General features: G+C 61.3%; 10 protein-coding genes. 6 read left to right on the top strand and 4 right to left on the bottom strand.

The annotated features are described in order from the left end of the window. The first annotated feature begins 187 nt into the window (after positions 1-187). Entirely contained in the window at positions 188-847 is a 660-nt protein-coding gene (locus tag ACODTZ_RS19595) for a YggS family pyridoxal phosphate-dependent enzyme (RefSeq protein WP_489027359.1), read from the top strand. 134 nt (positions 848-981) lie between these two features. Here ACODTZ_RS19595 and ACODTZ_RS19590 read toward each other — a convergent pair whose 3' ends face one another. Continuing rightward, positions 982-1,683 carry a DUF1013 domain-containing protein gene (locus ACODTZ_RS19590; protein ID WP_026283466.1) on the bottom strand — a complete coding sequence of 234 codons (702 nt, stop codon included), beginning with the start codon at positions 1,681-1,683 and terminating at the stop codon, positions 982-984. Positions 1,684-1,905: 222 nt separating this feature from the next. Between ACODTZ_RS19590 and acs the strand changes: the two genes are divergently transcribed. Next, on the top strand, positions 1,906-3,861 hold the full coding sequence (gene acs / locus ACODTZ_RS19585; protein ID WP_112980303.1) for an acetate--CoA ligase: 1,956 nt from the start codon (positions 1,906-1,908) through the stop codon (positions 3,859-3,861). A 48-nt stretch (positions 3,862-3,909) separates the two neighbouring features. On the opposite strand, the gene ACODTZ_RS19580 is transcribed toward acs, so the two are convergent. Continuing rightward, entirely contained in the window at positions 3,910-4,359 is a 450-nt protein-coding gene (locus tag ACODTZ_RS19580) for a thermonuclease family protein (RefSeq protein ID WP_489027357.1), read from the bottom strand. 48 nt (positions 4,360-4,407) lie between these two features. After that, the gene (locus ACODTZ_RS19575) at positions 4,408-4,632 is read right to left on the bottom strand and encodes a DUF1674 domain-containing protein (protein ID WP_112980301.1); all 225 of its coding nucleotides are present in this window, start codon (positions 4,630-4,632) and stop codon (positions 4,408-4,410) included. Positions 4,633-4,750: 118 nt separating this feature from the next. Between ACODTZ_RS19575 and htpX the strand changes: the two genes are divergently transcribed. The 4 genes from htpX to purH all read left to right on the top strand — a co-directional run bounded on the left by htpX (position 4,751) and on the right by purH (position 10,591). Continuing rightward, positions 4,751-5,713 (top strand): zinc metalloprotease HtpX, encoded by a 963-nt coding sequence (gene htpX, locus ACODTZ_RS19570; RefSeq protein ID WP_026283465.1) that lies wholly within the window; start codon positions 4,751-4,753, stop codon positions 5,711-5,713. Then, on the top strand, positions 5,704-7,098 hold the full coding sequence (locus ACODTZ_RS19565) for an RsmB/NOP family class I SAM-dependent RNA methyltransferase (protein ID WP_489027448.1): 1,395 nt from the start codon (positions 5,704-5,706) through the stop codon (positions 7,096-7,098). Before htpX ends, ACODTZ_RS19565 begins: the two co-directional genes overlap by 10 nt. A gap of 109 nt (positions 7,099-7,207) precedes the next feature. Then, positions 7,208-8,878 carry a heparinase II/III family protein gene (locus ACODTZ_RS19560; RefSeq protein ID WP_489027354.1) on the top strand — a complete coding sequence of 557 codons (1,671 nt, stop codon included), beginning with the start codon at positions 7,208-7,210 and terminating at the stop codon, positions 8,876-8,878. Positions 8,879-8,971: 93 nt separating this feature from the next. Then, positions 8,972-10,591, top strand: a complete 1,620-nt coding sequence (purH, locus tag ACODTZ_RS19555) for a bifunctional phosphoribosylaminoimidazolecarboxamide formyltransferase/IMP cyclohydrolase (RefSeq protein ID WP_018901098.1) — start codon at positions 8,972-8,974, stop codon at positions 10,589-10,591. A gap of 16 nt (positions 10,592-10,607) precedes the next feature. On the opposite strand, the gene ACODTZ_RS19550 is transcribed toward purH, so the two are convergent. Further along, positions 10,608-11,993, bottom strand: coding sequence for an MFS transporter (locus tag ACODTZ_RS19550; RefSeq protein ID WP_489027352.1), 1,386 nt, complete (start codon positions 11,991-11,993; stop codon positions 10,608-10,610). Positions 11,994-11,998: the final 5 nt, after the last annotated feature.

Below are 11,998 nucleotides of genomic sequence, written 5' to 3'. Positions count from 1 at the left end.
TTCCGGAAAATCAAGGGAAGTTGGTGGTGACCTTCACCATGAAACCACCGTAGCGTCAAGTTTTGCAGACGTGGTTTGGGGCCAATCGGCGCGTAGCTGCGATAATTTCGAGCCTTCGGACCTTGGCAAGCCAAGATCGGGTGTTTAGTGCATTTTCATTGTTTTCGATGATGGACCGAGGCGCAACATGGAACTTCAAGAGCGACTGGAAGAGGTTCGCGGCCGGATCGCCGCGGCGGCCCGCGAAACGGGAAGAGCGGAAGGCTCGGTGCAGCTCGTGGCCGTGTCCAAGACATTCGATGCGGATCAGATCCGCCCCGCCATCGAGGCTGGTCAGCGCGCGTTCGGTGAAAACCGCGTGCAGGAGAGCCAGGGCAAGTGGCCGGAGCTGAAGAGCGAGACGGCTGGTATCGAGCTTCATCTGATCGGACCGCTGCAGTCGAACAAGGCCGGTGAAGCGGTCGCGCTCTTCGATGTCATCGAGACTGTCGATCGCGAGAAAATCGCGCGTGCGCTGGCTGATGAAATGAAGCGCCAGGCGAAGGCCCCTCGCCTCTATGTGCAGGTCAATACAGGCCTTGAGCCGCAGAAGGCCGGCATTGCGCCTGACGACACGGCGGCGTTCGTGGCGCTCTGCCGCGATGAGCTCGGTCTTTCCATCGAAGGGTTGATGTGCATTCCGCCGGCGGATGAAAATCCGGGCCCGCATTTCGCCCTGTTGGCGAAACTGGCGAAGGCTTGCGGCGTCGAGAAGCTCTCGATGGGCATGTCGGGTGACTACGAGACAGCGGTTGCCTTCGGCGCCACCAGCGTACGTGTTGGGTCTGCCATTTTCGGCACCCGCTGACCATCGTCTCTTATTCTCGTGGTTCGTTCGAATGTTTCACGGGAAACATTTGCGATCCGCGTTATCGCGCAATTGCAAACCGGCAATAAAAAACCCCGCCGAAGCGGGGTTCTAATCTCAGTCCGTCCAACCGCTTAGTAGCGATCGTCTTCGTCCTCATCCGGCGTCGAGGATTTCAGCGATTTCAGCTTCGCGAAGACGGCGTCGGCGTCGATTTCCTTCTCTTCCTCACGCTCGTAGCTCGGGGCCAGGCGTTCGGTTTCGTGCGCGGACTGCAGCGTTTCTCCGAGCTCGGCAGCGGTCGGCAGCGGACGGCCCTTGGCGGCCTTTTCGACTTCCATGTCGAGGTCGATCTGGCTGCAGAGGCCGAGCGTGACTGGATCCATCGGCGTCAGGTTGGCGGCGTTCCAGTGGGTGCGCTCGCGGATCTGTTCGATGGTCGACTTGGTCGTGCCGACGAGGCGCGAAATCTGGGCGTCTTTCAGTTCCGGATGATTGCGAACCAGCCACAGGATGGCGTTCGGACGGTCCTGGCGCTTGGAGACCGGCGTGTAGCGCGGGCCACGACGCTTGGATTCCGGAACGCGCACCTTCGGCTCGGAAAGCTTGAGCTTGTGGGCCGGGTTCTTCTCGGCGCGTTCGATTTCGTCGCGCGACAGCTGACCGGTGGAGATCGGATCCAGGCCCTTAATGCCCTGCGCAGCTTCGCCGTCGGCGATCGCCTTCACTTCCAGAGGGTGCAATTTGCAGAACTGAGCGATCTGGTCGAAAGACAGAGCTGTGTTGTCGACGAGCCAAATAGCGGTCGCCTTCGGCATAAGCAGTTGTTGAGCCATGGATATAGTCCTTCTGTCGTCCGCGCCGGTGTCGCGGTCCGTGGGTTGTCACCACTATGTCCGGGAAATTATGCCGCTATATAACCGGAGTGACGCATAATTGCAATTGATCACGAATGAAATGACCTTTGTCTAATTGCCGGGTCGATCTGACCTGTTATGAATGCACAAAACCGCCTGTGGCGTGCTTCTGCCGCCGGCGTCCGAGTGAGGAGGAAATCGATGTCGGAGAAGATCTACCCGGTGCAAAAGCCGGTTCAAAACCATGCGCTGATCGACAAGGCCAAGTACGAGAAATGGTACGAGGAGAGTGTCGAAAACCCGGATAAGTTCTGGGGCAAGCATGGCAAGCGGATCGACTGGTTCAAGCCTTATACGAAGGTTAAGAACACTTCTTTCACCGGCAATGTGAAGATCAAGTGGTTCGAAGACGGCCAGACGAACGTCTCCTACAACTGTATCGACAGGCACCTGAAGACCAACGGCAATCAGGTCGCGATCATCTTCGAGGGCGACAACCCCTACATCGACAAGAAGATCACCTATAACGAACTCTACGAGCATGTTTGCCGAATGGCGAACGTGCTGAAGAAGCATGGCGTCAAGAAGGGCGATCGTGTCACCATTTACATGCCGATGATCCCCGAGGCGGCCTATGCGATGCTTGCCTGTGCCCGTATCGGCGCCGTGCATTCCATCGTCTTCGGCGGCTTTTCGCCGGAAGCGCTGGCGGGCCGGATCGTCGACTGCGAATCAACCTTCGTCATCACCTGCGATGAGGGCGTGCGCGGCGGCAAGCCGGTTCCGCTCAAGGAAAACACCGACACGGCGATCCATATTGCAGCACGCCAGCATGTGATCGTGGAGAAGGTGCTGGTGGTTCGCCGCACCGGCGGTAAGACGGGGTGGGCTCCGGGCCGCGACCTCTGGTATCACCAGGAAATGGCGACGGTGAAGCCGGAGTGCCCGCCCGCCAAGATGAAGGCTGAGGATCCGCTTTTCATTCTCTACACGTCGGGTTCGACGGGCAAGCCGAAGGGTGTGCTGCACACCACCGGCGGCTACCTCGTCTACGCGGCGATGACGCATGAATATGTGTTCGACTATCACCCAGGCGATATCTACTGGTGCACGGCCGACGTCGGCTGGGTCACCGGCCACTCCTATATCGTCTATGGCCCGCTTGCGAACTGCGCGACGACGCTGATGTTCGAGGGTGTTCCCAACTTTCCGGATCAGGGACGCTTCTGGGAGGTTATCGACAAGCACAAGGTCAACATCTTCTATACAGCGCCGACGGCCATCCGTTCGCTGATGGGCGCCGGCGATCATTTCGTGACGCGCTCGTCGCGGTCCAGCCTGCGTCTGCTCGGCACCGTGGGCGAGCCCATCAATCCCGAAGCCTGGGAATGGTACTATAACGTCGTCGGCGACAAGCGTTGCCCGGTCATCGACACCTGGTGGCAGACGGAGACGGGCGGCCACATGATCACGCCGCTGCCTGGCGCAACCGACCTGAAGCCGGGATCGGCAACCAAGCCGTTCTTCGGCGTGAAGCCGCAGCTGGTGGACAATGAAGGCAACGTGCTCGAGGGTGCGGCGGACGGAAATCTCTGCATCACCGATAGCTGGCCGGGGCAGATGCGCACGGTCTACGGCGACCACGAGCGCTTCATCCAGACCTACTTTTCGACCTACAAGGGCAAGTATTTCACCGGCGACGGCTGCCGGCGGGACGAGGACGGTTATTACTGGATTACCGGTCGCGTCGATGACGTGCTTAATGTCTCCGGCCATCGGCTCGGCACGGCCGAGGTCGAATCGGCGCTGGTGTCGCACAGCCTCGTGTCGGAGGCCGCGGTCGTCGGCTATCCGCATGCGATCAAGGGTCAGGGCATCTATTGCTATGTGACGCTGATGGCCGGCAACGAGGGTTCGGACGAACTTCGCCAGCAGCTGATCAAGCATGTCCGCAACGAGATTGGCCCGATCGCGGCACCCGACAAGATCCAGTTCTCGCCCGGGCTGCCGAAGACCCGATCGGGCAAGATCATGCGCCGCATTCTGCGCAAGATCGCCGAGGATGATTTCGGCTCATTGGGCGATACGTCGACGCTGGCTGATCCGGCTGTTGTCGATGATCTGATCGCCAATCGGCAGAACAAGGCGGCTGCTTAATATCAGCTGTCTGCCAATAAGAGGCCGCTTCGGGAAACCGGAGCGGCCTTAATCTTGGTCGGGGCATGGCATCTTCGGCTTCCGACCGCCGTCGTAGGCAACGGCGATCCCCTCGCCCAGCATATACTGAGCCGGATTCCGCCCATCGGATAGCGTCACGTCGGCCAGGATGCGGCCGAAATACTTGTCGCCGGAAATGCGGGTCAGCTGCACTTGCGGTGAGTTGTCGGTGAGCTCTTCCAACACTTGGCGGGCATCGATCCCCGCGCGCCTGACCGCAGCGCATTTTGAGTGCATCTCGGGCGTATCGATGCCACGAATTCGGACATAGACTTCCACGGTCTGCTGCGGCCACGGGCGAGCGGCGACCAGCAAGGTGTCTCCATCGATCACGCGCAGAATTTCAGCCGACACAGGCCCGGCGATCTCATCGCGCGCGAAAGCCGGCATCGAAATTGCCGCAAGGATCGCTAGTGCTGTGATGGCGCGCGTGAACATATCAGGAATAAATTCCGATATTCATGCGAAGTCAATAGGAATATTTACTTAGAAGTCGATGGCGCGACCGTTTATTTCCCAATCGCCGAAGCGGGCCGGATCGGCACCCCCTCGCCCACCGATCTCGGTCGGCATATCGGCCGGCTGTTCGTTGCGGCGACGCTCCTCGGCTTCGGCAAGCGCACGCTTGGCGGCGGGCGAGAGCATCTTGCGCGGGCGCTCGGTGCCCTCCTCGGCCAGAGCTTCGATATTGTCGTTGTCCGCTTCCTGCATCACGCACGCCCGCTTGAAAATATTGAAAATGGCCGATGAATAACCAGTTTATAGGACGCCGACGCGGCGATTGAAACCCTTTGAGCGCAAACGGCGCTCGCCTGAAATGGAGATGATGATGAACCTTGTCCGTACTGCCATGTTGCTTGCCTTCATGACGGCACTGTTCATGGTCGTCGGGTTCATGATCGGTGGCCGTAGCGGCATGATGATCGCGTTCCTGGTTGCGGCCGGCATGAACTTCTTCTCCTACTGGAATTCCGACCGCATGGTGCTTTCGGCTTACCGTGCCCAGGAGATCGATGAGCGCAACGCGCCGGAGTTCTTCAACATCATCCGTGATCTCTCGCACAATGCCGGCCTGCCGATGCCGAAGGTCTATCTCTATGACAGCCCGCAGCCGAACGCTTTCGCGACGGGCCGCAATCCGGAGAATGCCGCAGTGGCCGCGTCGACGGGCCTGTTGAGCGCGCTGTCGCCGGAAGAGGTTGCAGGCGTGATGGCCCATGAGCTCGCGCACGTCCAAAACCGCGACACGCTGACGATGACGATTACGGCGACGCTTGCCGGCGCCATTTCGATGCTCGGCAATTTTGCCTTCTTCTTCGGCGGCAACCGCGAGAACAACAACAATCCGCTCGGCTTCGTGGGCGTTCTGCTGGCAATGATCGTCGCGCCGATGGCCGCCATGCTGGTGCAGATGGCGATCAGCCGTACGCGCGAGTATTCGGCCGACCGGCGTGGCGCCGAGATTTGCGGCAACCCGCTTTGGCTGGCCTCCGCGCTGGGCAAGATCGCCCGTGGCGCCTCGAACATTCCGAACTATGACGCGGAACGCAATCCGGCGACGGCGCACATGTTCATCATCAATCCATTGACGGGTGCGGGCATGGACAACCTGTTTTCGACCCACCCGAATACGGAAAACCGCATCGCCGCGCTGCAGGAAATGGCAAGAGGCGGCATGAATAACTCGACGCCGTCGGCTCGTGCTGCTAATCCCGTGCGCAAATCGCGCTCAGTTCCGGATGCCGGCCTTGGCCGCGGTGGCTCGCAACCGCCAAAGGGTCCCTGGTCTTGAGTTCAGACGGTAAGAAAAAGCCATTTCGCAAACAAAAGTCGTCGACGCCGGAGGAATCGTCCGCTTCCGCGAAGCCTGGTCTGCAGGCGCGTGCCGCAGCCTCGAAGATTTTGGCTGCCGTCATCGACCGCAAGCTCTCGCTTGATGGCGCGCTCGACCATGAACATGGCAATCCGGCTTACAAGGCGTTGGCCGACGACGACCGTGGTCTTGTCCGCGCAATTTTGAACACCACGCTGCGTCACCTGCCCCGCATCGAGGCCGCGGTGTCATCGTTGCTCGAATCGCCTTTGCCGGAGGGTGCGCGCTCGTTGCAGCACGTGCTCTCGATCGCGGCGGCTCAGATCCTCTATCTCGACGTTCCCGATCATGCCGCGGTCGACATTGCCGTCGAGCAGGCCAATCTCGACCCGAGAAACCGGCGCTTCGCCAAGCTGGTGAATGCTGTGCTGCGTCGCCTTGGGCGCGAGAAGGAAGAGATCCTTCGCCAGATCGACGACATTCCCTCGATGCCTGGTTGGTTTCTTGAGCGATTGGAAAAAGCCTACGGCCTTGAAGCGGGGCTGGCGATTTCGGATTCCCAGCTGCAGCCCGCTGCCATCGACCTGACGGTCAAATCGGATCCACAGGCCTGGGCTGAAAAGCTGAACGGTATCGTGTTGCCGACCGGCGGGGTCCGGCTTGCCGCATTCGATGGCTCCATTCCGTCTCTCGAAGGTTTCGACGAGGGATTGTGGTGGGTGCAGGACGCGGCGGCGAGCATCCCGGCGCAGCTCTTCGGCGATCTGTCCGGCAAGCGTGTTGCCGATCTCTGCGCCGCTCCTGGTGGCAAGACCGCGCAACTGATCCTGGCGGGCGGCATTGTGACCGCCGTCGAGCAGTCTGAAAACCGTATCAAGCGCTTGCGTTCGAACCTTGATCGTCTCCAGTTATCGGCAGAAACGATGGCGCAGGATCTGACCAAGTTCACGCCCGACGAACTCTTCGACGCCATCCTGCTCGACGCGCCCTGCTCTTCTACCGGCACGACGCGGCGGCATCCCGACGTGCTTTGGACCAAGGGGCCGGAAGATATCGCAAAGCTCGCCGCGCTGCAGGAGCGTCTGCTTCGCCATGCGCTGCAGCTGTTGAAGCCCGGCGGCACGATCGTGTTTTCCAACTGCTCGCTTGATCCGAGCGAAGGTGAAGACGTCGTGGCGCGGGTGCTCAAGGACACCAAAGGATTCGAGCGCGTGGCGATCGAGCCGAGCCGCTGGCCGGGGCTGGAAGAGGCAATCAGTCCGCTTGGCGAGTTCCGCACGACACCCGACATGCTGAAGCTGCCAGCTGGTTTCGCGCCGGGTCTGGACGGTTTTTATGCGGCCGTGTTGCGCCGTGTTGCCTGATCGAAGAGCAACTGGCATAGTTAAGCATTGTTGCAGAATCATCGACGGTCAGTGCCGTTTCCGGACTTGTCCATCCAATCCTAACGATATGGGTCAATAGACAATCGAAATGCGGTCCGGACGGTTTTCAGGTCTTTACCTGCGGGAGGCTTGGCGGCGGGTACTTTGCCGTGCTGCACTTCTGCGCCTCAAGTTGTTTCGTCACACGGTCTATGTGCCCGAGCGGCTGATCGTGGCGCCGACGGATCTCAGGCCCGTCGATTCGCATGTCGCCGAGGAAATCATCAACGGTCGCTTCCCGCTTGCCGGCCGCATGCTGGAGACCGGCGGAAAGTCGCCGTTCACGTTTAGCCTACCGTCGCGCGCCTTTGCCATCAAGCTCCATGGCTTCGGCTGGCTGCGCCATATGCGTTCCAAGAAGAACGATCTGCATTCCAACGTCGCCCGCGCCATCGTCAATAGCTGGCTGTCCATTCATGGCGGCCGGATGGAGGGCATTGCCTGGGAGATCGATGTCACGGCGACGCGCGTCATTGCGTGGCTGTCGCATTCACCTGTCGTGCTGCAGAATGCCGATCGCGGCTTTTATCGCCGGTTCGTCCGCTCGCTCGCGTTTCAGGTCCGCTTCCTGCGCCGCATGGCACGCTATGCGCCGCCCGGCGAGGTGCGTTTTCGGGTGCGCCTTGCGCTTGCCATGGCCTCGATCTCCATGCCGGTGCGCGCCAGCGTGATCCGCAAATCCTCCGAAGCGCTCGATGTCGAGTTCGATAGCCAGATTCTGCCGGATGGGGGGCACGTGTCGCGTAATCCGCGTGTCGCGCTCGAACTCCTGCTCGATCTGCTGCCGTTGCGGCAGACCTATATCAATCTCGGCCACGATCTGCCGCAGAAGCTGATATCCGGCATCGATCGCATGTACCCGGCGCTGCGCTTCTTCCGACATCAGGATGGCGATCTCGCTCTGTTCAACGGCGCGACCTCGACGTCGGCGAATGAGATCGTTTCGCTGCTGCGCTACGACGAGACGGCGGGCGAGCCGTTCAAGGCGATGCCGCATTCGCGGTATCAACGCCTGGCGGCCGGGCGCACCGTCGTTATCGCCGATACCGGCCTTCCGCCTGCTGGTAACCTCTCGCGCACTGTTCATGCAGGATGCCTGTCCTTCGAGATGTCATCAGGCCGGCATCGCTTTATCGTGAATTCGGGCTCGCCGAAATTTGCCGGCAACCGCTATGTGCAGGTCGCGCGTACAACGGCGGCGCATACGACCGTGACGCTCAACGATACGTCCTCCAGCCGGTTCGCGTCTTCCGATTTCCTGGCGCATCTCATCACCGATCCGGTGAAGACGGTTCAGGTCGATCGCGTGGTGGCGGACGACGGCCGGGATGTCGTCAAGGCGAGCCATGACGGCTATCTGAAGGAGTTCGGCGTCCTGCACGAGCGTGAGCTCACCTTGAACGCCACGGGGTCGATCATGACCGGGCTCGATCGCCTTGCTGTTTCGGAAGAGCGCAGAGGCGAAGGAGAACTGCAGGCCGTTGCGCGTTTTCACGCCCACCCGTCGATCAATCTGAAACAGATGGACCGGGAGTCCATCCTGATGACGGCGCCAGATGGCGAGAGCTGGTTGTTCTCTTCGCCAGGCAATACGGTCGAGATCGCCGAGGACGTGTTCTTTGCCGATGCCTCCGGCATCTGCGCCTCCGATCAGATGGAAATCAGCTTCGCCTATCCGGAAAAGCCGGAAATACGGTGGTTTTTGTCCCGCAGAAGCTAGCGGCTGTTTTCGCCGACGCAAAGCTGTGCTAACGCGGCGCCATATTCCGCGCACCTCGCCGGATGTCTCCCGAAGATCGAACGGAGAAGCCACATGGCCGTTGTTTCCAAGAAAATCCCCGCCCCCGACAAGGTTGCCGTCAAGACCGCCTTGCTCTCCGTGTCCGACAAGACCGGCATCGTAGACCTCGCGCGCGCGCTTGCCGAAAAGGGCGTCCGGCTGCTGTCGACCGGCGGCACCCACAAGGCGATCGCAGCTGCCGGCCTTGATGTCACCGACGTTTCCGACGTCACAGGCTTTCCGGAGATCATGGACGGCCGCGTCAAGACGCTGCATCCCAAGGTTCACGGTGGACTGCTGGCGATCCGTGACGATGCCGAGCACCAGGAAGCGATGAAGGCGCATGGTATCGATGGCATCGACCTCGCCGTCATCAACCTCTATCCCTTCGAGGATGTGCGTGCGGCGGGTGGCGATTATCCGACCACCGTCGAGAATATCGACATCGGCGGCCCGGCGATGATCCGCGCCTCGGCCAAGAACCACGCCTATGTGGCGATCCTGACTGATCCGGCTGACTATCCGGAGCTTCTCGAGCAGCTTTCGTCCGATGCCGGCCAGACCAGCTATGCCTTCCGCCAGCGCCTCGCCGCCAAGGCCTATGCGCGCACGGCCGCCTACGATGCGATGATCTCTAACTGGTTCGCCGAGGCGCTGTCGATTGACACGCCGCGTCACCGGGTCATCGGTGGCGTGCTGAAGGAAGAAATGCGCTACGGCGAAAACCCGCACCAGACGGCCGGCTTCTATGTGACCGGCGAAAACCGTCCGGGTGTTGCCACGGCAACGCTTCTGCAGGGCAAGCAGCTCTCCTACAACAACATCAACGACACGGACGGCGCCTTCGAGCTGATCGGCGAGTTTTCGCCCGAGAAGACCGGCCCGGCCTGCGCGATCATCAAGCATGCCAATCCGTGCGGCGTCGCCACCGGCCCGACGCTGAAGGACGCCTATCTTCGGGCGCTCGCCTGCGACAGCACGTCCGCTTTCGGCGGCATCATCGCGCTCAACCAGCTGCTCGATGCCGAGACGGCGGAAGAGATCGTCAAGCTGTTCACCGAAGTGATCATCGCGCCTGAAGTGACGGAAGAGGCCAAGGCGGTGATCGCCGCCAAGAAGAACCTGCGCCTACTCGTGACCGGCGGCCTGCCCGATCCGCGCTCGCGCGGCCTCACGGCGAAGACCGTTGCCGGCGGCCTGCTGGTGCAGAGCCGTGACAACGGCATGATCGATGATATCGAGCTCAAGGTCGTCACCAACCGCCAGCCGACGGCGCAGGAACTGGTGGACCTGAAATTCGCCTATACGGTTGCCAAGCACGTCAAGTCGAACGCCATCGTCTATGCGAAGGACGGCCAGACGGCCGGTATCGGCGCCGGCCAGATGAGCCGCATCGATTCCGCCCGCATCGCCGCGCTGAAGGCTGAGGATGCCGCCAAGGCGATGGGCTGGGCCGAGCCGATGACCAAGGGCTCCGCTGTTGCGTCTGAAGCCTTCTTCCCGTTCGCGGACGGGCTGCTGTCGGCGATTGCCGCCGGTGCCACGGCCGTCGTGCAGCCAGGCGGCTCGATGCGCGACCAGGAAGTGATCGATGCGGCGAACGAGCACAATGTGGCGATGGTTTTCACCGGCATGCGCCACTTCCGCCACTAAGCTTCGATGAAAACGGCTACGCCCTATCCGCCGGATAGGGCGTCCGGATCAACAGGATGAGCCCGCCGGCCAGAAACAGGACGAGCGTGGCCATGCCGAGATGCGACGAGCCTGTCGCATAAGTCACGATCGAAAACAGCAGCGTCGCCATGAAGCTGGTTGCCCGGCCCGAGAGCGCGTAAATGCCGAAATAGCGGCCGGCCTCATCAAGGTTGACGCTGCGCGCCAGATAGGAGCGCGACGAGGCCTGCACAGGGCCGAATGCCAGGCCGATCAGCAGGCCGTAGCCGATATAGGCTTTCTCCGCCGCCGTGCCGAACAGACCTCCTGAATCCGCCATCGGAAGCGGCACGAGTCCAAAGAGCGTATAGCCGGGTTCGGTCGATACGATGCCGAAGGTCGCCAAAAGCAGCATGGTCAGGCTGATGACGATGGTCGCCTTCGAGCCGATGCGCGCATCGATCCGCCCGGCGATGATGCAGCCGAAAATCGCCACCACATTGAGGATGATGCCGTAGATGCCGATCTCGATGGTTGCCCAGCCGAACATGCCGGCGGCAAAGGCGCCGCCAAGGATCAGCAGGCCGTTGACGCCGTCCTGGTAGATCATGCGGGCGACGAGAAAGCGCATGAGCGGGCGGCGCTCTTTCAGTTCCGCCAGCGTGTGCCTGACTTCACGCAGCCCGGAGCGGACGGCGGCGCCGAAGGGAAGGCCGCCTTTCACGTCAGGCGTGAACAGAAACATCGGCAGTACGAAAATCAGATACCAGACGGCCGAGATTGGGCCGGTGATGCGCGCATCCTCGCCGGTGTGCGGATCAAGGCCGAAGAGCGGGTCGAGGCCGAGGATCGTCTTGCCGGTCTCGGGACTTCCGGCAAGCAGCGCCACCACGGCGATCAGCACGATCATTCCGCCAAGATAGCCGAGGCCCCAGGCGGTGTTGGACAGCCGCCCGACTTCATCCTTGCCGACGAGGCGCGGCATCATGGAATCGTTGAAGACGATCGAGAATTCCGCGGCGATCGACGCCAGGATCATGAAGATCACCGGATAGATGACCGGTGAACCGGGGGCCGCGAACCAGAGGCAGCAGAGGCTAGCGATCTTGATGACGGCGAAGAAGCCGATCCATGGCTTTCGCCCGCCGGACTGATCGGCGATCGAGCCGAGAATAGGCGAGAGAATGGCGATGATCACCGAGGAGATCGTCGCCATGTTGCTCCAGAGCGTCTGCGCGGAGACCGGATCTGCCGTCAGCCTGGCCACGAAGTAGGGGCCGAAGATGAAGGTGGTGACGACGGTGAAGAAGGGTTGCGCGGCCCAGTCGAAGAACATCCAGCCCCAGATGCCCTTGCGCGTGGCGCGCTGGGGCTGTGTTCCCGTCCAGTCAATGCGATTCACCGGCC

The organism is Rhizobium sp. FG113, from assembly GCF_057809895.1.
This window is presented reverse-complemented; position numbering and strand designations above follow the sequence as displayed.

What these genes read in the sequence shown, in the direction of transcription:
- htpX (WP_026283465.1), top strand. Translation starts at nt 4,751, where the DNA reads ATGAACCTTGTCCGTACTGCCATGTTGCTTGCCTTCATGACGGCACTG.
- ACODTZ_RS19590 (WP_026283466.1), bottom strand. Translation starts at nt 1,683, where the DNA reads ATGGCTCAACAACTGCTTATGCCGAAGGCGACCGCTATTTGGCTCGTC.
- acs (WP_112980303.1), top strand. Translation starts at nt 1,906, where the DNA reads ATGTCGGAGAAGATCTACCCGGTGCAAAAGCCGGTTCAAAACCATGCG.
- ACODTZ_RS19575 (WP_112980301.1), bottom strand. Translation starts at nt 4,632, where the DNA reads ATGCAGGAAGCGGACAACGACAATATCGAAGCTCTGGCCGAGGAGGGC.
- ACODTZ_RS19595 (WP_489027359.1), top strand. Translation starts at nt 188, where the DNA reads ATGGAACTTCAAGAGCGACTGGAAGAGGTTCGCGGCCGGATCGCCGCG.
- ACODTZ_RS19580 (WP_489027357.1), bottom strand. Translation starts at nt 4,359, where the DNA reads ATGTTCACGCGCGCCATCACAGCACTAGCGATCCTTGCGGCAATTTCG.
- purH (WP_018901098.1), top strand. Translation starts at nt 8,972, where the DNA reads ATGGCCGTTGTTTCCAAGAAAATCCCCGCCCCCGACAAGGTTGCCGTC.
- ACODTZ_RS19560 (WP_489027354.1), top strand. Translation starts at nt 7,208, where the DNA reads ATGCGGTCCGGACGGTTTTCAGGTCTTTACCTGCGGGAGGCTTGGCGG.